Origin of the sequence: Geobacillus zalihae (assembly GCF_030414215.1) — a bacterium.
In the GTDB taxonomy this organism is placed as follows: domain Bacteria; phylum Bacillota; class Bacilli; order Bacillales; family Anoxybacillaceae; genus Geobacillus; species Geobacillus zalihae.
The window spans coordinates 192,993-212,766 of the sequence record NZ_CP129217.1 but is presented as its reverse complement, the minus strand read 5'-3'; the positions used below and the strand labels follow the sequence as shown (position 1 = coordinate 212,766).

Annotated in this window: 19 protein-coding genes, 1 pseudogene and 1 riboswitch; of the genes and pseudogenes, 5 read left to right on the top strand and 15 right to left on the bottom strand. The window is 50.7% G+C overall.

Annotation, left to right across the window (positions count from 1 at the left end; genetic code table 11):
* Positions 1-164 precede the first annotated feature (164 nt).
* The 7 genes and pseudogenes from QWV57_RS01150 to QWV57_RS17980 form a co-directional block, all read right to left on the bottom strand.
* Positions 165-1,310, bottom strand: a complete 1,146-nt coding sequence (locus QWV57_RS01150) for an ABC transporter permease (protein ID WP_301100188.1) — start codon at positions 1,308-1,310, stop codon at positions 165-167.
* 1 nt (position 1,311) lies between these two features.
* The gene (locus tag QWV57_RS01145; protein ID WP_014194662.1) at positions 1,312-2,415 is read right to left on the bottom strand and encodes an ABC transporter permease; all 1,104 of its coding nucleotides are present in this window, start codon (positions 2,413-2,415) and stop codon (positions 1,312-1,314) included.
* Positions 2,416-2,452: 37 nt separating this feature from the next.
* Positions 2,453-3,388: an ABC transporter ATP-binding protein gene (locus tag QWV57_RS01140; protein ID WP_062898312.1), complete on the bottom strand. Its 936-nt coding sequence runs from the start codon at positions 3,386-3,388 to the stop codon at positions 2,453-2,455.
* Between the two features lie 102 nt (positions 3,389-3,490).
* Positions 3,491-4,597 carry a sensor histidine kinase gene (locus tag QWV57_RS01135; protein ID WP_014194660.1) on the bottom strand — a complete coding sequence of 369 codons (1,107 nt, stop codon included), beginning with the start codon at positions 4,595-4,597 and terminating at the stop codon, positions 3,491-3,493.
* A 9-nt stretch (positions 4,598-4,606) separates the two neighbouring features.
* Complete coding sequence (locus QWV57_RS01130; protein WP_011229715.1) at positions 4,607-5,272, bottom strand: response regulator; 666 nt, start codon at positions 5,270-5,272, stop codon at positions 4,607-4,609.
* A 68-nt stretch (positions 5,273-5,340) separates the two neighbouring features.
* A complete protein-coding gene (locus QWV57_RS01125; protein WP_369770202.1) occupies positions 5,341-5,796 on the bottom strand; it encodes a helix-turn-helix domain-containing protein in 456 nt (151 codons plus the stop codon).
* Positions 5,779-5,856, bottom strand: a pseudogene (locus QWV57_RS17980) (helix-turn-helix domain-containing protein); the annotation flags it as partial. The pseudogene QWV57_RS17980 and the gene QWV57_RS01125, both read right to left, overlap by 18 nt.
* Before the next feature lie 580 nt (positions 5,857-6,436).
* Positions 6,437-6,626, top strand: a riboswitch (cobalamin riboswitch).
* 139 nt (positions 6,627-6,765) lie between these two features.
* Between QWV57_RS17980 and metE the strand changes: the two are divergent.
* From metE to QWV57_RS01110, 3 genes are all read left to right on the top strand, one after another.
* The gene (gene metE / locus QWV57_RS01120) at positions 6,766-9,042 is read left to right on the top strand and encodes a 5-methyltetrahydropteroyltriglutamate--homocysteine S-methyltransferase (RefSeq protein WP_014194657.1); all 2,277 of its coding nucleotides are present in this window, start codon (positions 6,766-6,768) and stop codon (positions 9,040-9,042) included.
* The gene (locus tag QWV57_RS01115) at positions 9,033-9,473 is read left to right on the top strand and encodes an acyl-CoA thioesterase (protein ID WP_014194656.1); all 441 of its coding nucleotides are present in this window, start codon (positions 9,033-9,035) and stop codon (positions 9,471-9,473) included. Before metE ends, QWV57_RS01115 begins: the two co-directional genes overlap by 10 nt.
* 255 nt (positions 9,474-9,728) lie before the next feature.
* Complete coding sequence (locus tag QWV57_RS01110; RefSeq protein WP_014194655.1) at positions 9,729-10,193, top strand: DinB family protein; 465 nt, start codon at positions 9,729-9,731, stop codon at positions 10,191-10,193.
* Between the two features lie 103 nt (positions 10,194-10,296).
* Here the strand turns inward: QWV57_RS01110 and QWV57_RS01105 are convergent, their stop codons facing one another.
* Together QWV57_RS01105 and QWV57_RS01100 are read right to left on the bottom strand one after the other, a co-directional pair.
* Positions 10,297-11,346, bottom strand: coding sequence for an NAD(P)/FAD-dependent oxidoreductase (locus QWV57_RS01105; RefSeq protein ID WP_020754705.1), 1,050 nt, complete (start codon positions 11,344-11,346; stop codon positions 10,297-10,299).
* A gap of 235 nt (positions 11,347-11,581) precedes the next feature.
* Positions 11,582-12,286: a DsbA family oxidoreductase gene (locus QWV57_RS01100; RefSeq protein ID WP_033005329.1), complete on the bottom strand. Its 705-nt coding sequence runs from the start codon at positions 12,284-12,286 to the stop codon at positions 11,582-11,584.
* A gap of 139 nt (positions 12,287-12,425) precedes the next feature.
* Between QWV57_RS01100 and QWV57_RS01095 the strand changes: the two genes are divergently transcribed.
* Positions 12,426-12,827, top strand: a complete 402-nt coding sequence (locus QWV57_RS01095) for a DoxX family protein (RefSeq protein ID WP_033005326.1) — start codon at positions 12,426-12,428, stop codon at positions 12,825-12,827.
* A gap of 50 nt (positions 12,828-12,877) precedes the next feature.
* Here QWV57_RS01095 and QWV57_RS01090 read toward each other — a convergent pair whose 3' ends face one another.
* The 6 genes from QWV57_RS01090 to QWV57_RS01065 form a co-directional block, all read right to left on the bottom strand.
* Entirely contained in the window at positions 12,878-14,098 is a 1,221-nt protein-coding gene (locus QWV57_RS01090) for an iron-containing alcohol dehydrogenase (protein ID WP_020754702.1), read from the bottom strand.
* A gap of 16 nt (positions 14,099-14,114) precedes the next feature.
* The gene (locus QWV57_RS01085; protein WP_235048611.1) at positions 14,115-14,585 is read right to left on the bottom strand and encodes an aldehyde dehydrogenase family protein; all 471 of its coding nucleotides are present in this window, start codon (positions 14,583-14,585) and stop codon (positions 14,115-14,117) included.
* A 136-nt stretch (positions 14,586-14,721) separates the two neighbouring features.
* Positions 14,722-15,012, bottom strand: coding sequence for a hypothetical protein (locus QWV57_RS01080; protein ID WP_240673910.1), 291 nt, complete (start codon positions 15,010-15,012; stop codon positions 14,722-14,724).
* Between the two features lie 253 nt (positions 15,013-15,265).
* Positions 15,266-16,426 (bottom strand): acyl-CoA dehydrogenase family protein, encoded by a 1,161-nt coding sequence (locus QWV57_RS01075; protein WP_033005322.1) that lies wholly within the window; start codon positions 16,424-16,426, stop codon positions 15,266-15,268.
* On the bottom strand, positions 16,398-18,461 hold the full coding sequence (locus QWV57_RS01070; RefSeq protein ID WP_033005319.1) for a sigma-54-dependent Fis family transcriptional regulator: 2,064 nt from the start codon (positions 18,459-18,461) through the stop codon (positions 16,398-16,400). Before QWV57_RS01070 ends, QWV57_RS01075 begins: the two co-directional genes overlap by 29 nt.
* Before the next feature lie 75 nt (positions 18,462-18,536).
* Entirely contained in the window at positions 18,537-18,950 is a 414-nt protein-coding gene (locus QWV57_RS01065; RefSeq protein WP_235048610.1) for a hypothetical protein, read from the bottom strand.
* Between the two features lie 27 nt (positions 18,951-18,977).
* Here QWV57_RS01065 and QWV57_RS01060 point away from each other — a divergent pair, with 27 nt between their 5' ends.
* Positions 18,978-19,769 (top strand): ABC transporter ATP-binding protein, encoded by a 792-nt coding sequence (locus QWV57_RS01060; protein WP_033005316.1) that lies wholly within the window; start codon positions 18,978-18,980, stop codon positions 19,767-19,769.
* The last annotated feature ends 5 nt before the right edge of the window (positions 19,770-19,774 follow it).

Here is a 19,774-nt window from a genome sequence, read left to right as displayed (position 1 = left end):
TTAGCATAAGCGTGGCACTCCAAAATGCCATAGATACTTCCCCAAGGCCAACAAATAAGGCGCAGTCAAAAAAACGACTGCACCTGACATTCCCGCTGATCGACTTGTTCGATATGATGAAAGCCCCCCACACAGCCATACAAGAAAACATAGACCGCTAGGCATTATACAAACTGTCCACTCTGTTGGCTTCGACTGAACTTGTAAACAGCCAGAAGGAAAAAGGTCAGCGCAAAGGCGAGAAGAATCAACAGATGCCAATACAAACTTCCGAAAGAGCGCCCCTCCTGCAGCTTTACCAAACAATCGAGCGCCCACCGCTGCGGTATAAAATACGCCGCTTTTTGCAAAAATTCCGGCATCAGCTCGACCGGCCAAAAACAGCCGGCCAGCATACATGTCGGCACGGTAATCAATGGCTGCAGCGCCCCGGCGGAAGCAGAGCTGTTCGCAAACATCACGGTAATCAAAGACAAGCCGATCGCGGATAAAGAGAAAAGCAGGAGCACCAGGGCCATTTGCCACATCGGAATATTAGGATCAATATGAAAGATGTTCTTCATGGCCGCGATTGTCACGATGATTTGTGCCGCCATCATCAACAAATTCACCACGATATTCGATAACACATACGTTCTCGCCTGAATCGGCGTCGTCAATAAGCGGGAATAGGTGCGCTCTTCTTTTTCTTTGATGATGATCTCCGTCAAATTTCCCGCTGACATCAACATAATCATGACCAAATAACCGATCGTTTGATACGTGACCCCTTTTTGTTTGGCTGTGTCGGACAGCGAGTGAACGGACAGGCGGAACGGCGCTTGTTGATACCGTTCATACATCTTCCAAAAGAGATCGCGATCCCCATTGGCCAATCGCCCCAATGTCGCCAAATGATCGATGTATTCATGCAAGTACGACTTGATGAACATCGTGATTTCCGCTCCCTTGAGCGAGACAAGTTCGATCGGCCGGGGCTGGCCGTGCTGAACGCTTTCGGAAAACCCTTGGGGGAAAATCAGCACGCCATCCACCTTTTGCGAGGTGATTTGGTCGTCCACCGCTGATAACTTCACGCTTTTCACGGAGAGATGATCAAGGCTTTTCAGAAAACGGATCGTATCATCGGAAATCCGCCCATGATCCTCATTGACCACCCCGATGCGCACATCCTTGGCCGGGGAGCTTCCGTAAGCAAACAAGGACAACAGAATCGCGGCCAAAGGGGTGCCGAAATAGAGCAAAAAATTGATTTTCCGACGAAACGTTCGCTTTAACGTATATCTCACCAACCAGATGACGTCATTCACCTTATAATCCCTCCCGTCTCGCCATCGACACGACAGCGATCATCAAAAACAACGCCGCTATACCGATATTCAGCAGCATAGTAGGAACGACGCTTGACAAATCGTTCGCATACACGATTTTGAAAATCGTGTCATTCATCCAAGAAAGCGGAGACAAATGGGCATACCATGCTGTTTCATCGATCGGAAAATAAGCGCCGCCGAAAAAGGAAGACAGCTGAATGATGACCATCGCAATCGTTCGCGCCGCTCCTTCCGTCCTTGCCATATAGCTCATCCCTAGACCAAAGCTGATGGCTAAGACCACCTCGGTCAACAGAAGCAGCCATACGAGGCTGACGTGATGCCCCCAATCGGCATGAAACACCCATTGGCTGAACAACATGACGACCGCAACACAAAGAAAATTCGCCGCCACGTTCCCGGTCAGCTTTCCAATAAAAATCTCGCTTTTGCGAACAGGAGCAGCCAAAAGGCGATCAGCCGTCTTCCGCGTCCGCTCCCCCCGCAGCAACGAACTGCCCGGCAATGCGCTGTATAAAGCAATCATCGTTGTCATCGCCACCGCATAATAATCCATCGCTCCCGGTTTGCGCTTGGAATGCAGCGACCGTTCTTGAATATACTCATCATGCACATGTTTATTGGATGGAACAAAACCAGGCTTCACCTCTGAAACGGCCATCGCCAGCTGGCATCGGCCGACAAACGCGGCCATCACCCCCTCTACAATGCTTCCTTTGATCTTGTTGCGCTCATTGGTGTACAACTCCACTCCATGCGGGCGGATCTCAATGTATCCATCCGCTTTTCCTTCCTGCACCGCTTTCGTTCCTTTTATCCGGTCGGATGCCTTTTGAAAATCGATGTGGGCTTTCTTCCCTGCTTGGATCATCGTTTGAATATACGGCGACAACGGCCCTGCTTTTTGATCGTTGTACAAGACGTGTACATCACCGACGGAAATCGTCCAGTGAAACGTGTTGGAAAGGGCTGTTCCTAAGATGAACATCAGTACGATCGGAAACAGCAGCATAAAAAATAGCGTCCGGACATCACGAAAATCGCTTTTGATTTCCTTGGCTGCAATGCGAAAAATATTCAAAAGAAGCACCTCCCTCGCATGATGGCACTCCAAACAGCTAATCCCGCAAATTTCTCCCCGTCAGCGCCAGAAAGACCGTTTCCAAGTTCGGTGATTTGTCTTCAAGCGAACGGATTTCGACACCGTCATTGATCAGGCATTGCACAATTTCGTTTAAATTATTGACACTGATATCCGAACTGATTTTGATCATATTTTCTTCACATTGCACCGCCTTGACCCCGGGAATGTCTTGAAGATGCTGCTTGTTGAGCCGATCCATCCCCCTGATTTCCAGCCAAATATCTTTTGTATCGGTGATAATCGCTTCCAGCTGCTCCTTTGTCCCCTCTGCGATGATCTTTCCATGATCAATGATGGCGATCCGTGTGCAAATCTCCTCCACTTCCTCCATATAGTGGCTTGTATAAATGATCGTGCATCCCATCTCATTGAGCTTTTTCACCGAAGCCAAAATATAATTTCGCGACTGCGGATCGATGCCGACTGTTGGTTCGTCCATAATGATGAGCTTCGGCCGATGGGCAAGAGCGCAGGCGATATTGAGCCTCCGTTTCATTCCCCCTGAGAAATGTTTCGGATAAATTTTGCGCTTATCGCTTAAACCGACAAACTCGAGCGCCTCTTCAACCCGCTGGCGCAACTCCGCGCCGCGCAGTCCATACAACCCGGCAAAAAATTCAACATTCTCATACGCCGTCAAATTTTCATAGATGGCGATTTCTTGAGGCACGATGCCGATCTGTCGTTTGGCAAACTGGCGATGCTTGGCGATGTCCTTGCCGAGAATCTTGATTTCTCCTGCATTCGGGCGCAGCAACCCAGCAATCATATTGATGGTTGTGCTTTTTCCCGCGCCATTGGCTCCGAGGAAGCCAAAAATTTCTCCTTCGGCAACCGTAAGAGACATATGATCGACAGCGATGAAGTCACCAAATTTTTTGGTCACTTGTTTGATCTCTAAAATGTTCATCGTTCCACCTTCTTTCCATGCTTGGTGTTATTGATTATAGAAAAAAAGATGAACTCCTGTAAGTGCAGGAATTCATCTCGTTGACATGAGAAAATTCACGATTTACTCATGAATCGGAAGCAACGTCGTGACAGAGAAACCGTTCGTTCCATCGACAATGACCGTGCCATGAACAGAGGCCGCCCGTTCCTCCATGCCGATGATCCCGAGTCCTTTCTTGATCTTGGCCGCACCTTTCCCGTTATCTTTCACTTCCACCTTGATGACTCGATTCAACACGTGAATTTCAACGGCAATGGCCGTAGCCTCAGCGTATTTGCTCGCATTCGTCAACGCTTCGGCAATGTTCTCATAAATCACTTTCCATTGGATTGGTGTAATCACATCCAAATCCCCTTTGCATACGAGCGGAACCGGGAGATGATGTTGGGCGGAAAATTCCTCAATGAATAATTTCACCCGATTCAGCCCGATTTGCTCGAGCGGTGGCTTGATCTGTTTTAATGTCATCCGGATTTGTTCCATGCCTTCTTTGGAAATATGGATGGCGTTTTCCAACAGTTGTTTCGCCTTGTCGCGGTCCCCATCCATCAACCGTTTGGCCGCCTCCATCTGAATGAGCGCTCCAGCGAGCGAGTGGCCGATTTGGTCATGGATGCGCTGCGACAGACGGTTCCGTTCTTCCAACTGCAACGTATATTCCGACTGCTTGATGTATTGATGATATTCGCTGATCCTTCTTGTCAGCCGATGCAAATCGTTGCGCATTTGATCCAAACGATCTTCTTGTTGTTCCATCCGCTCGATGTGCCGCTTGACTGCCGTCACGCTGACAAAACTGAACAATGCCACAAAGCCGTATAATTTCCCCGCCGATGGATCAAGCCAAATCATCGGCGTCAACAACACCGCCCCGATCCCCCAAACTCGGTGGATATACACGGAGGCCAGCTCATACCCATTGAGAGGCAGCAACAACGCCCATAACGGCTCCACAAAGGCGGCGGCTAGAACGAGAAGAGCAACGGAACCAAACGCCGCTCCCCTTTTCCAACTCATATGGCGAACGATCAGGGCAAACAGCTGAAGACAAAAATAGATCAGAGAGACTAGAACAAAGCCCGCTCCCGTTCTCTGTTTCGATGAAATGTAATCGAATGCCGCATAGCCCCATACAATCAGCTTGTAAATGATCAGCAGCGATTCCATAACGTCCCCTCAGCCGACTTTTCCCGTCAGATAATAAACGGCAATTTGCGTTCGATGTTGCAGTCCGGTTTTGTCCAAAATCGATGTGATGTAATTGGCCACCGTTCCCTCGGAGAGAAATAGCTGTTTGGCAATCTCTTTATTCGAAAGCCCCTTCGCAATGAGCGCCATAATGTCCAACTCTCGTTCCGTAAACAGGCTTTTATCGATTTTCGGGGCTGCTTCTGTTTCTTCTTTTAAGTTGGACTTAATTTTGTCCATCACAATCTCCTGCATCACCACTTGGCCGTGATAAACCGCTTTGATCGCTTCGCGGATTCGTTCCGGGTCCGTATTTTTTAAAAAATATCCTTTTGCACCGTATTGAATGGCGTCTAGAATGTATTCATCATCATCAAACGTCGTCAAGATGAGCGGCTTTGTCTTCGTCTGCTCGCATAGAAGCTTTGTCGCTTCCACTCCATTCATGTTCGGCATGCGCACATCCAATAACGCGACATCAACTTCATGATGTCGACAATATTCCACTGCCTCTTTCCCATCGCCTACAGTCGCGGCGACATCAAACTCGTCATACGTGCTTAAGATGATCCGCAGCCCTTCGCGGACAAAGGGATTGTCATCGGCGATGAGCACTTTTATGCGCGGAACATGGGACGAAGAGTGATGTTCCATCTTTACCCACCCCTTTTCATCATGACGCCTGTCCACTACCTCGCGTGCATGATTTTCATGGTTTACTTTCATCTTTCCAAAACCGGAGGAACTATTCTTTCAACGTGGACCATTCGTGCACACAAACATATGCCTTCAAGGCGGCCTTCTGTCCAGCGAGTGAGAAAATGATTGTACACAAATCGGCAACATCCTATGATGCTCCGGATATACGGTTCCTGTTCTTTTGTCGGATAGAGACGGACGGAACAGGCTTGGCGCATTCCAATCGTCAAGAAAATTATACCATATTGCGCTTCCTCCCACTCCTTTAAGGGGGAGAGGAGCACAAGATTTCTGTAATGAATAAGGGCGATTTTTTCCGTTGCCACAGAGGAAATGAACCAAAGCAAGAGCAGGCCGAACCGAGTCGACGCTGGGATGCGTCCGGTGTTGCCAAGAGTAGCTGTCGGATCAAGACATGGGAACAGAGCCAAGCTCGATCGAATAGGCAAAACGGAAGGCAGGTCGAGGTGCCCATTCACCAACGGAGCGATCATCCTGTACCGAAACAGTGCGATGTCGTGTCTCATCGACTTATCCATCTGGATCTCCTCCTCGTCTTTCCCACCATCCATATACATTTGAATGTCAATGACAAAGTCGTGAAACTTGATCAAATTTCCTCCCCATCTTTGAAACAAATGGAAATTTCCGCCCGAAACGGCTCCTCACCACAACATGTACTTGACAAGCAATACAGCTTCCTGCACAAAGATTTGAAAAAATCACTGATTTGTTGATTTTCCCTTACAAGCGTAAATGGGGTATGTTCAGAAAAAATCATGTACAACTTTTGGTGAAGAGCCTCCGAAACAATTCACAAAAAATTTAGCACACTCTTCAGAAAAGAGGGAAAAGGCTTTCTGAAAGAATGTACAAGAAACGGTGTTTTGTTTTCGCAGAAAAATTCCATGGGCAGCGCACTTTGCCCTCCACCCGGGGATGAAAATCACACGTCAGTCCTGCATTTTCACAAAAAACATATTTTTACATAAAATACTAATATTAACTCAAAAAATATCCCTGCTTACTATGCCGTTATGCCTCTTAAAACCCCTTCACAAAAACATTTCGGTTGAAAAAAACAAAAAATTCTTTTATTCTAAATTTTATACAACCAAATAATCAGTTCACGCAACAGGTGGTTCACACATGTGGTGAACCTTAAAAGGGAAGTTTGGTGAAAATCCAACACGGTCGCGCCACTGTGATGCAGAGCTGTTTATCACAATCCACTGTTTCATTTGAAATGGGAAGGAGATAAACAGCGATGAAGCTAAGTCAGGAGACCTGCCTGTTGTATGCACTTTCGACCTACGCGTCATAGGGAGGAGTGAGGACATATGATATTGAGGCACTTCACGTATCTCAATACAAGCTAGTTATACCCTCCTTCCGTTGGAAGAGGGTTTTTTGCTTGATTGGGATCAAATAACTGGAGGTGCTTCCACATGTTCATCCGCAGTTCAAATGTAGGGTATCCACGCATTGGGGAGAAAAGAGAATGGAAAAAGACGTTAGAATCGTTTTGGAATGGGCAGATCACCAAAGAACAATGCACCAAAATGATGGAAGCGATTCGACTTGATTCGATTCGTAAACAGATGGAGAAAGGAATCGATCTCATTCCAATTGGAGATTTTTCTTTATACGATCACGTATTAGATACAGCATTCATGTTTGGATATATTCCAGAGCAATTTCAACAAATAGACGATACACTTGAGCAATATTTTGCGATGGCACGCGGGACAAATGGGCAACATGCGCTTGAAATGACGAAATGGTTTAATACAAATTACCATTACATCGTGCCTGAAATTGGACAAACAAAGCCAAGATTAGTGGAGAATCGCCTATTGAAAGAATACAACCTTGTAAAAGAAACATTCGATTTAGAAACAAAACCTGTGTTGCTTGGACCGATTACGTTTCTTTTGCTTTCTAAGCAATACGATCGACACGAGTGGCGCAAACATCTCGCACGATTAGTTCCTGTTTATGTAGAATTATTCAAACAACTAAGCGAAGCGGGCGTGTCATTCGTCCAAATCGATGAACCGATTCTCGTCCAAGATATAGACGATGACATCGTCGATGCATTTCGTGATGTATATGAAGTTTTTCATCGCGGTGTACCAAATATAAACCTTATTTTACAAACATATTTTGATAGCGTGTCGCATTATCGTGAAATCGTTGCTTTACCTGTCGCAGGCATTGGGCTTGACTTTGTACATGATAATGGCGAAAACATGAAAAACATAAACACCTATGGATTTCCGAAAGATAAAATATTAGTTGCTGGGATTGTAGATGGCCGCAATGTATGGAAAAGTTCGCTTGCCCAAAAAGCGACGCTCCTTCACCATCTAGCAAACGTTGCTGAACAACTGATCATTCAACCGTCTTGCAGCTTACTGCACGTCCCTGTCACGACAAAACACGAACATTCACTGCCGCCGGAGCTCGCTGGGGCTTTATCATTTGCCGATGAAAAATTAGATGAAATACGTATGCTGACAGAATATATGAAAGGAAACACAACAATCGACAAGCTAATCCAATACGACGAACAAACAAACAGTAATTTAGCCAAGTTCCGCAAACAACAAGAACAAATAAACGAGATCACAGCCGTTCCGGTAAGCCGAACACCTTACAGCAAACGACGAAAGATACAACAATCACATTTGCAACTCCCGCTGTTGCCGACAACGACAATCGGCAGCTTCCCGCAGACGAGCGACGTGCGTCAAGCTCGGATGAAGTGGAAAAAAGGGGAATGGAACGATCATCAATATAAGTCCTTTATAAAGAAAGAAATCGCAAAATGGATCGACATTCAAGAGCAACTGCAGCTCGACGTGCTTGTCCATGGGGAATTTGAGCGCACAGATATGGTAGAATTTTTCGGTGAAAAGCTGCAAGGCATGGCATGCACGACAAACGGCTGGGTACAATCGTATGGATCACGTTGTGTTCGCCCGCCCATTATTTTTAGCCATGTGTCCTACCAACAACCGATGACCGTAGAAGAAACGGTATATGCCCAGTCGCTGACCCATAAACCTGTCAAAGGCATGCTGACAGGCCCTGTAACCATGTTAAACTGGTCGTTCGTTCGCGACGACATTCCACGAAAACATGTGCTGACACAGCTCGCCTTGGCCATTCGTGAAGAAGTGTTGCGCTTGGAAGCGAAAGGCATACGCATCATTCAAGTCGATGAACCAGCATTGCGGGAAGGATTGCCATTGAAAAAGGAAAAACACGCATCCTATTGGGAAGATGCCGTTATGGCGTTTCGTCTTGCTACCTCATCAGTGAAAGAGGAAACGCAAATTCATACCCATATGTGCTATTCACAGTTTGAACAGATGATGCATGTCATCGATAAACTTGATGCCGACGTCATTTCCATTGAATCATCGCGAAGCCATGGTGAGCTTATTGCTGCATTTGAAACATATGAGTACAAAAAAGAAATCGGCTTAGGGGTTTATGACATTCACAGCCCACGCATTCCGACAAAAAAAGAAATAAGCGAACAAATCGAGCGAGCGCTTCGCGTCCTTCGTCCAGAACAATTTTGGGTCAATCCCGATTGCGGATTAAAAACGCGAAAAGAAAAGGAAGCAATTGCCGCACTCAAAGCGATGGTGGAAGCCGCGCGCGAATACCGGGAGCGACTTTTGGCTTGCGGAGGGAAACCGTCATGGAAGTAAACGTCGAGCAATCAAAAACGATTCAAATGCGGCTCGTTTTGCCTTCTGATACGAACCATCTTGGCACGATTTTTGGCGGCACCGTTTTAGCGTATATTGATGAAATTGCAGCAATATCCGCCATGCGCCATGCACGAAAAGCGGTCGTCACCGTTTCGATCGACAAAGTTGATTTCATTTCGTCCGCGAAAGTAGGCGATATTTTAAAACTTGAAGCATTCGTCTACTCGACTGGACGCACATCCATGAAGGTATTCGTCAAAGTCGAAACAGAAGATTTATTTACAGGCGAACATCACTTGACCACTACATGCTTTTTGACGATGGTCGCCATCGATCAAAACAAAAAACCGACGCCTGTTCCAAAAGTCATCATTAGCGAACAGGAGGAACAAATCGTACAACTGTATCAGCAAAACAATAAGGTATAAATATTTATACCCCAGACTGTTGAAAAACGATTTTGTCAAGGACAAAATCGTTTTTCTTTTTGGCTCTTCACCACAACATGTACTTGACAAGCAATACGGTTTCCTGCACAAAGATGTGCAAAAATCACGGATTTGTTGATTTTCCCTCACAAGCGTAAATAGGGTATGTTCAGAAAAAATCAAGTACAACTTTTGGTGAAGAGCCTTTATGGTAAAATAGAAAATAGAAGTCCATAACCAAAGGGAGGAATGGCCATGTCCCGCGCACAACAATGGGTGCAATATTTCCTTTCGCACCGCCGTGTCACGCTGGAACTGATCCACAAAATCGACGAAGCGCATTATGATTACAAACCGACGCCGACCTCGATGACAGCGAAGCAGCTGGCGACGCATATGCTGTTCAGCTTCTACAATTTCGCTAATACGGCAAAACACGGCGATCCATCGCTGTTCCGGCAAAAAATCGAGGAGCCGGAGACGAATTTGGCCAAGCTGGCGGAAACATATACGGAAAAAACGAGGCAGCTCATCGAATCGATGAGCGATGACGACTTCGACCGGACGCTCGATTTAACATCGATTTTCGGCATTCAAATTCCAGCCAAGCAGTTGTTGCAAATGGCAATGGATCACGAAATTCATCATAAAGGCCAGCTGTTCGTCTACGTCCGCGGCATGGGGCATACGGACTTACCGCTTTTTGTCAAACGCGGTTAAAACTAACGAAGGGGGATCCCAGACAGAAACGGGACACCCCTTTCTTATTTTTGTCTGCCAAACCTGAAAAAGAAATTCATTGCAAGGTATTTCACCCTGCTCCCTATACCCCCTTGATCAACTGCTCGATGATCGCTTGATTTTTCTCTTGAAACCGCTCGTTATGAGAGGAGACCATGGCAAATCGTTCCGCTGATGGATCAATGAACCGCTTGGCACTGTTGACTGCATTGGCGGCGTCTTGGAAAGCTCCGGCGATCAGATGAAGTTTGCCGTCATACTTTAAAATGTCGCCCGCCGCATACAGCCCCGGCACCGAAGTCTCGCTGTTCGCATTGCCCGCGATATAGTAGTCATCCACCATTTCGATATGCAAAGGGCTGTTTTTCAGAAGCGAAGTGTCAATTTCATAACCATGGCTGACGATCACCTCATCCACGGGCAGATGGACGACCTCACCGGTCGCATGGTTGGTCAGCTCGACCTGCTCAATGGCATGATGGCGGGCATCAGCAATCAGTTTCGTAATCGATGTATGAAAATAACAAACCGCCCCGCTGTGAAGCAGCTGTGAAACTTGCGCTTCATGGCCTTTGAACTCTTCGTTTCGGTAGGTGACATAAACGGTTTTGGCGATCGGCACGAGCTCGTTTGCCCAATCGACCGCCGAATTGCCGCCGCCGGAAATGATCACGGTTTTCCCTTTAAATCGCTGGAGCGATTTGACGGTATAATGCAAATTCGTCACCTCAAATGTTTCCGCCCCTTCGATGTCCAGCTTTTTCGGTTTGATGATGCCGCTTCCGACTGCTACAATGACCGTTTTGGACCAATGTTGCGCTCCTGAAGCGGTTTGCAGCAAAAATGTGCCGTCCGGTTGGCGTAGGATGGCCGTGACTTTTTCATTCAAAACGATTGTTGGGTCAAATAACAGCGCCTGCTTGATCAATTGGTTCATCAATTGTTCTCCTGTAATGGGCGCATGCCCTCCGACATCCCAAATAAACTTTTCCGGGTAGACATGCAACTTGCCGCCCAACTGCGGCTGGTACTCGATCAACTTCGTCTTCATTTGACGCAGCCCGCTGTAAAACGATGCATACAATCCCGCTGGTCCGCCGCCGATAATGGTGACATCGTACAAATCGGCCATCACTGTTCCCTCCGCATCTGATTTAAAAACGATTTTCATTATCATTAAATGTACCATACTTCCTAATCGGATGACAACTTCATCATCAAAGAGGGTGTCCCCAACGCAACGGGACACCCTTTCTTTCTTGCAAGAAGGCAGGAACAAATCACTGCGGCGACACGATCTATCTATTGAATCTCTCAAAGAGAGACGATCTTTTGAGACCGCCTCTACCCAACCATTCCATATCGATTCAATTGAATCGGCAATCATCGTCTCCACACGCCCGCCCCTCTTCACCGAGAAGCTGCAGCGGCCGCGATTGTTCTTCCTCCCATACCTTCTCCAGCGCCCGCCGGAACACGTCAACCGGCTGGGCGCCGGAAATCGCATACTTCCCGTTGAAAACAAAAAACGGCACACCGCGGATGCCCAACGCCGCCGCTTCTTCCTCATCGCGGCGCACCTCTTGTGTGTAGCGGCCGCTGGCCAACACTTCTTCCGCTTCCGTCCGCTCAAGCCCGGCCGCTTCGGCGATCGCAAGCAGCACATTGCGGTCGCTGATTCGCTTCGACTCCGTGAAATACGCATAAAACAGCCGTTCCACCATGTCGTTCAGCTTCCCTTTTTCCTTGGCGTATTGCGCCAACCGGTGGGCGTCAAACGTGTTCGTCGGCTTCATCGTCTCAAAGCGGAACGTCAAGCCGACCGCCTCCGCCTGCCGGCCGATATCGGCGTTCGCCCGCTTCGCTTCTTCAAGCGAAATGCCGTATTTGTTGGCGATGATTTCGTGAATCGTCAACGGGGTCTCGTTTGGTGCGTTTGGATCGAGTTCAAAGCTGCGGAATACGATTTCAACGTTTTCCCGGTGCGGAAATGGCTCAAGCGCCTGTTCCAAGCGACGTTTGCCGATATAGCAAAACGGGCAGACAAAATCGGACCATACTTCAATTTTCATGGCCATCCTCCTCTACTTTTGACGCGCTTCCCCTCCATTGTAGCCCATCGCTGGTCAAATGGCGAATGAAAGGCATGGGGGCGGACCCGCCCGCATACATTGTACTACCATGCTGTTGGGACAAGGAGGACAAAAACCGATGCATTCTCACGAACTAGGCGCTTTTCTATTGCGGATTGTCACCGGATTCATCTTTTTCGCCCATGGGTGGGTGAAATGGCAACGGGGGCTTGAGGCGGCAACGGATTCGTTTGTTGCTATGGGCCTTCCCGGCTGGCTCGCCTACATCGTGACGATGGTGGAGCTTGCCGGCGGCTGGGCGATGATGCTTGGCCTTGGCACACGGCCGATTGCGGCGGTGTTTGTCATTATCATGGCCGGAGCCATCGCCACCGCCAAAGCCGACGCCGGTTTGCTTGGCAACGGACGGGAAACGGGCTATGAATTCAACCTCGCCTTGCTTGCAATGTCCGTATATTTGTGGCTGAACGGCAGCCGGCTTTGGTCGTTAGATGCGGTCATCGGACGGCCGCGGGGCTGAACAGCCGGCACGAAAACAGGTGTCCCGCATACCGAACGGGACACCTGTTTCTACTTGCCTTGTCCTTTTTCCACTGTCAGCTTGACGACGCGCTCACCGATGGCTTGAATCAATTCCGGCGGCATCGGGAAGCTGACTGCGGCCGGATCGGAGGCAACCGCCGGGATGGTGGCGGCAAATTGCTCCGCCGTGATCGGGTAGTCAGCAAAATCCCTTGGCAAGCCAATGTCGTCGCGCAGCTGGCGGATTCGTTCAATGGACTTCGCCAACAGCACATCGTCTCCTTGGCCGTGATCGTGAATGCCAAGCGCTTGAGCGAGCAGCTTCGCTTTCGGCAAATACAACTCCGGAATCGCTTCCATCACGACCGGCAGAAAGACAGCGTTCGCCAATCCGTGGGGAATGCGGAACATCGCTCCGTACGCATGGGCGAAATTGTGCACCGGAATAGCGTTTAAGGCAAAGCTGAACGCGGTGATGCCGAGCAGGCTCGCCTGCAGCATCTCCAAGCGGGCGCGGATGTTTCCGCCGTCGCGGACCGCTATCGGCAAGTAGTCGCGGATCAGGCGGATCGCCTGCAAGGCGCACGCATCGGTCATGGCGGTCGCCATCGGCGAGGCGAGCGCTTCAATGGCATGGGTGAGCGCGTCCATGCCGGTAAACGCCGTCACCTTCGGGGGAAGCCCTACCGTTAAATCAGGATCCAAAACGGCCACATCAGCATTGATAAACGGATTGATGATGTTCGTTTTCAAGCGCAGCTCTTCATTATAAATGACTGCGATCGGCGATACTTCCGACCCCGTGCCGGCCGTCGTCGGGATGGCGATGTGCGGAATCGGCATGAATTGCGCCTGCGGGAACGACTCGTACCGCAGCCCGCCTGGAATCGCCTCTTTAATGTCACGCAACCCTTTAAACAGGGCGTATTTCACCCCTTTGGCCGTATCGAGCACGCTGCCGCCGCCGACCGCCAACAAGGCGTCAGCTCCGATCTCGCGCGCATAGCGCACCGCTTCATTGACGCATTCGCTCTCCGCATCTTGGCGAATATCTAAAAAGATGCCGGCCAGCTCCGGTCCAACGCCGCGCGTTGTCAGCCGAAACAGATCGGCCACTTTCTCCACGACCCCAGCCTGCTCGAGTCCTCGGTCGGAAAGCAATAGCACCCGCTTAGCACCCAGCCCGCGGAACAAGTCCGGCACGAGCGCGCGGGCGTTCGATCCGGTGTAAATGGCGGTGCGCAGCCAAAAGTTCGCTAACGTCGTCATGTTCCTTCGTCCCCCTTTACTTTTTCATCATAGCGTGCAGGCGGGAAAACAGCACTTGATACCATTTCCGCTTTTCAAGCTCCGGCACCATTGATGTGTGCACATGCTTCAGCTGCGTGTAAGCATCAAGCGAATATTTGCCCATCTCGCGCCCGATGCCGCTTTGCTTGTAGCCGCCAAACGGCGCGTCATTGCGCAGCATATGCCAGTCATTGATCCAGACGACCCCAGCCTGCAGACGCCCGGCGATGGCGTACGCCTTGTTGACGTCGCGCGTCCAGACGCCGGCCGCCAGCCCGTAGATCGTATCGTTGGCCATCGCCACTGCCTCTTCCACGTCATGATAGCGGATGATCGACAACACTGGACCGAAAATCTCTTCTTGGGCGATTTTCATGTCATTCGTGACATTCGAAAAAATCGTCGGCGCGACAAAATGGCCGCCTTCACAGCCGGGCACTTCGACTTCATGACCTCCGCATACAATGGTCGCACCTTCTTGCTTGCCGGCTTCAATATAGACATCTATCGATTTCCATTGGCGTCGAACAGCCGGTCATCATTGCCGGTTGGCGTCTGCCTGTTCAACGTATAGAAAGCCGTTTTTCGGCCTAGCCTCCCTCTCACCCGACATGTTCGCTTTCTTCGAGTCCAAACAGCTCGTCAAACGGTTTCTCCTGCGCTTTTTTCAACACTTCCATCCTCGCTGCCAGTTGGCGGGCGGTGAAATTCATGATGTCGGCATGGTGATCGGGGCCGAACATCGAATCGTGGGCCGCCGCTTCCAACCGCTTGGCCTTTTGGTAAAGCCGAAATGGAAACGAATCTTCCTGCAGCCCGCGGCTGCCTGTTGTAACCAACGGCTCGGCCCGCCGCACGGTCACCACTCCTTTTCTATTTTTTCTCGAACTCACTGGATATGATGCTTCTCCATCGATGATCATGGGGCAAGTTCATTTATGTAAGGGCTTACAAGAAAGGCCTTGTTACGAAAGGTAGGTCGTCATCTAAGAGGAAGATTGCACAAATGACTGGAGCGTTATGAATAGTCACTCATTTTCTCTCATTCTAGCAATCTTCTTTTCCTTTCGTCAACGAAAAGCGAATGACATTTTCCGACAATAACGGTGAAAAAACACCGCCTGCTGTCAGCAGACGGCGTTTCGGTCAGACCCGCACTTTTCCGTATTCTTTCCGCAGTTCGCTCGCAATGATGTTGCGCTGGATTTCCGAGGTGCCTTCGTAAATTTTCGTAATGCGGGCATCGCGGAAGTAACGTTCGATCGGGTAATCTTTCATGTAGCCGAGGCCGCCGTGGATTTGCACGGCCATGTCAGCGATTTTGTTGTACACCTCCGAGCCGAACAGTTTGGCGATGGCCGCTTCTTTGACGACGCGCATCTTTTGGTCGACCATCCAGGCGACGCGGTAAACGGTTGAGCGCAGCACTTCGATCAACATGCTCATTTCCGCCAGCATATGCTGGATCGCTTGCTGCTCGATGATCGGCTTGCCGAACTGCTCACGCTGTTCGGCGTATTCCATGCAGTATTCCAAGAGGCGGATGCACGAACCGAGGTTGCGGGCGGCGAGACCCGCGCGGCCGTTGGCGAGGATTTTGAGAGCGTTGACATATCCCTCGCCTTCTTTTCCGAGCACGTTTTCGACCGGCACTTCCAAGTTGTCAAAAAACAGCTCGGCTGAATGCGATCCGCGCAGTCCCATTTTCCGCTCGACATTACCGACGATAAAGCCGGGGAAATCTTTTTCCACAATAAACGAGGTAATGCCTTTCGGGCCTTTTGACGGATCGGTGACCGCCATCACCGTAAACACGTGGGCGTCGACAGCATTCGTAATGTAATGCTTCGAGCCGTTAATGATGTAGCGGTCGCCTTTGCGGACGGCGGTCGTTTTAATCGCGGCGGCGTTCGAGCCGGCGCTCGGCTCGGTTAAGGCAAAGGCGCCGATCCATTCGCCCGTCGCCATCTTTGGCAAATAGCGCTGCTTTTGTTCTTCCGTGCCGAGCTCCACAATGCCGACCGTGCCAATGCCTGTATGGGCGCCAATTAGCGTCGTATAGCCGTTATGCGTTTTGCCGAGTTCCTCGTAAATAGCGCATTTGCCGACCATCGACAAGCCAAGGCCGCCGTATTCTTCTGGGATGCTTAAGCCGAACAGCCCCATGGCTTTCGATTTTTCAATAATATCTTCTGGAATGTGGTCGTTTTCTTCAATGTCCATGGCCACCGGTTCCACGACTTCTTTCACAAATTTGCGGACGTTTTCTTTTAAAAATTCAATCTCGGCTGGCAACGTAAAATCCATCTTCTTCCCCTCCCCGTGATTCGATTCCATATTTTTGCGCCTTGCGCACAAGGGTCGACGCATCGACACCCAACAGCTTCGCCGCCCGCCGATACGTGCGCGCATGATGAAGCGCTTTGATGATGAGCTGGCGCTCGACGTCCGCCACCGCTTGTTTGAGCGGAACGACCTCGCTGACTGACACCGGATCGGCAGCCGTCGGCGGCTCAAGATGAAGCCATTTGGCCACGTGATCTTCGTCGACGACGGGCGCGGCAGACGTTACAAACATGCGCTCAATGGCGTTGACGAGCTCGCGGACGTTGCCAGGCCAATGGTAGTCCATCATCATCGCAAGCGCCCTGTCGGTGAACACGAGCTGTTTTTGATACTTTTTAGCAAACCGCTTTCGATAATGGTCGACCAACAGCGGGATGTCTTCCTTCCGGTCGCGCAGCGGCGGAATGGCGATCGGCATGACGTTCAGCCGGTAAAACAAATCAGCTCTGAACCGCCCGGCGGCGACCAGCTCTTCAAGCGGTTTGTTCGTTGCGGCGATGATGCGGACATCGATCCGTTTGGGCGCCTCAGCCCCCAAGCGCATAATTTCCATCGACTGAAGCACACGAAGGAGTTTTACTTGCAGGTGGAGCGGGATTTCGCTAATTTCATCGAGAAAAATCGTCCCGCCATCCGCCTGTTCAAAGTAACCCTTTTTTCCTTTTTTCGCCGCACCGGTGAACGCCCCGGGCTCATAGCCGAACAGCTCGGACTCCATCAGCGTCTCCGGAATCGCCCCGCAGTTTACCTTCACAAACGGACGGCCGCTGCGCGCGCTCTGCTTCCAGATGAAGTTCGCTAACTCTTCCTTTCCGACGCCCGACTCTCCGGTTAAAAGCACGGTGACATCCACGGCCGCCGCCTGGCGGGCAATGGCGATCACATGCGCCATCGCCGGCGCCCGGTAAATAAGGTCAGCGCCTTCCTGCCGGCTTAACGTATGAAGGAGCCGTTTTGTCTCCTCAAGTTCGGCGCGAAGCTGCTCCATCTCGGTCATGTCTTTGACGTACACGACAACCCGATCGCCCCGGCCGCCTTCCTCGATGATCGGCACGGCGGAGACGATCAGCGTATTGCCGGTTTCCGCGCCTTGATGGAGCATGGAGCACGGCTGGCAGCGGTCAAGCGCCTGGCGCACAACTTGGTCGAGCGGAGCGGGGATGCGCCCTTGTCCCGCATCCGGGAACAGCGCGGCCCATTTTTGATTTTGCCGGGTGATCGCCCCATTGCGATCCGCGATGGCGATGCCGTCGGTTGCTGCATCCATCACCGTCTGCAGCTCATTGGCAATGCGCTTCACCGTCTCAAGCTCGCTCGAGATGAATTCAATCTCGGAAATGTCTTGAAATACTCCGACCGCCCCCACAACTTTTCCATCGTCGACGATCGGCGACCGGTTCGTAATATAGACGCGCTTGCCGACGCGGTACTTTTCCGTACACCCTTGGCCGGTGCGCACGACATCGAGCAGGCCGGACGGCACGACGACATCGGTCAACAACCGCCCGAGCGCTTCTTCCTTCGTCGTCCGCGCCATCCGTTCCGCGGCCGGATTGATCGAGGTAATGCGCCCTTTTGCATCGATCGACAAAATGCCGTTATGGGCGGCGTTGAACATAGCCTCCAGCTGTTTTAAGCGAAGACGGGACGCCTTTGCCTGCGCCGCCAAATACTGCTCTTTTGTCAATAGACCGGCCAGGCGGCCGCTCTCATCAACAACGGCGCGGAGCAGACTGCCGCCAAACGCGACCTCCTCAAGGCGCGCATGGACCGGAAGTGGCTGCGGCGGCCGCATCACCTCACGAACCGTTTTGCGCCCCTGCACGAGGCCAAACAGCACGTCCTCGGCCGCCACCACCCCGACCATTTCTCCTTCACTGTCGCATGCGATGGCCCCGGCCATCCCTTGCTTGGCCAACGTGCGGGCCGCCTGCTCAAGGGAATCGCTTTCCCAAACAGCAGCGGTTGTTTTCCACATGATGTCTTCTATCGTCATCCCCCATCCCCCTGTCTCGCCTTCACTTTGTTTGGAAAAGCAAACTGCGTGCCAACAAATCAAGCGTCTAATTATTCAGAAAAATGAATCTCCATTCTCCATCGTATCAAACCTTCCGTTGCAAAACAACAACGACTTGTTGCAAAAACGCAACAAACCTGCAGAATGTGTTGTGTTTTTGCCATTCAGACAGCCGGAATCGTTGCGTTTTCGCAACAGCATGGCGCTAGACAACTGCGGGGCAAAGGGCCGGGCTTTCTGAGGCCGCACCGGCCGTATGTCGGTCAGGTTGCAGCGTGGGATGCAGCGATAGGCCTGCGAAATATAGTCCGGGGTTCTCTTAACAGCGGGGCTGTGGCGGCCGCATACCTTGTCCATCCTGTTCTCCTTCTTTTTTCCATCATAAAACTTGTTTTTTCGATGAGAAAATTCATTGTCTTTTTTAAGAATTTCGTTATAATAAAGATTGTTAATGATAGTGATTTTCATTTTCTTAGTCCAAAAGGAGGTGGCCGCATGGTTCGCTTGTATGCCGAGGAGCTCACCGTCCGCTATGACGACCGGACGATTTTCGAACGTTTGTCCGTCCGCATTCCCGATCGGCAAATCACCGCCATCATCGGGCCGAACGGGTGCGGCAAGTCAACGCTGCTCAAGACGTTGACGCGCATCATTTCCCCGCAATCGGGCGCGGTCATTTTAGACGGCCAAGCGATTTCCCAGCAACCGACGAAAGAGCTGGCGAAAAAAATGGCCATTTTGCCGCAGACGCCGGAAGCGACAAGCGGACTGACCGTCGGGGAACTCGTCTCGTACGGCCGCTTTCCGTATCAAAAAGGATTCGGACGGCTGACAAAGCGGGATTATGAAGCGATTGACTGGGCGCTTGACGTCACCAAAACGGCCGACTTAAAGCACCGGCCGGTCGATGCGCTCTCGGGCGGACAGCGGCAGCGCGTCTGGATCGCCATGGCGCTCGCCCAAGAGACCGACATCATCTTTTTAGACGAGCCGACGACGTATTTGGACATCGCCCATCAGCTTGAGGTGCTCGAGCTGCTTGAACGGCTGAACCAAGAAGAAGGGCGGACGATCGTCATGGTGCTTCATGACATCAACCAGGCGGCCCGCTTTGCCGACTATATCATCGCCATGAAAGCAGGAGCCATCATCAAGTCCGGGCGGAGCGAAGACGTTATCTGCCGCGAAGTGCTCCGTGACGTGTTTGGCATCGACGCCGACATCGGCCGCGACCCGCGGACGAACAAACCAATTTGCTTCACTTATCAATTGCTCAAGGAGGCTTAATTCAT

Coding starts and splice junctions, on each gene's coding strand:
- QWV57_RS01140 (WP_062898312.1), bottom strand. CDS start 3,388: ATGAACATTTTAGAGATCAAACAAGTGACCAAAAAATTTGGTGACTTC.
- QWV57_RS01135 (WP_014194660.1), bottom strand. CDS start 4,597: ATGGAATCGCTGCTGATCATTTACAAGCTGATTGTATGGGGCTATGCG.
- QWV57_RS01130 (WP_011229715.1), bottom strand. CDS start 5,272: ATGGAACATCACTCTTCGTCCCATGTTCCGCGCATAAAAGTGCTCATC.
- metE (WP_014194657.1), top strand. CDS start 6,766: ATGTTCATCCGCAGTTCAAATGTAGGGTATCCACGCATTGGGGAGAAA.
- QWV57_RS01115 (WP_014194656.1), top strand. CDS start 9,033: ATGGAAGTAAACGTCGAGCAATCAAAAACGATTCAAATGCGGCTCGTT.
- QWV57_RS01110 (WP_014194655.1), top strand. CDS start 9,729: ATGTCCCGCGCACAACAATGGGTGCAATATTTCCTTTCGCACCGCCGT.
- QWV57_RS01105 (WP_020754705.1), bottom strand. CDS start 11,346: ATGGCCGATTTGTACGATGTCACCATTATCGGCGGCGGACCAGCGGGA.
- QWV57_RS01100 (WP_033005329.1), bottom strand. CDS start 12,286: ATGAAAATTGAAGTATGGTCCGATTTTGTCTGCCCGTTTTGCTATATC.
- QWV57_RS01095 (WP_033005326.1), top strand. CDS start 12,426: ATGCATTCTCACGAACTAGGCGCTTTTCTATTGCGGATTGTCACCGGA.
- QWV57_RS01090 (WP_020754702.1), bottom strand. CDS start 14,098: ATGACGACGTTAGCGAACTTTTGGCTGCGCACCGCCATTTACACCGGA.
- QWV57_RS01075 (WP_033005322.1), bottom strand. CDS start 16,426: ATGGATTTTACGTTGCCAGCCGAGATTGAATTTTTAAAAGAAAACGTC.
- QWV57_RS01070 (WP_033005319.1), bottom strand. CDS start 18,461: ATGACGATAGAAGACATCATGTGGAAAACAACCGCTGCTGTTTGGGAA.
- QWV57_RS01065 (WP_235048610.1), bottom strand. CDS start 18,950: ATGAAAATCACTATCATTAACAATCTTTATTATAACGAAATTCTTAAA.
- QWV57_RS01060 (WP_033005316.1), top strand. CDS start 18,978: ATGGTTCGCTTGTATGCCGAGGAGCTCACCGTCCGCTATGACGACCGG.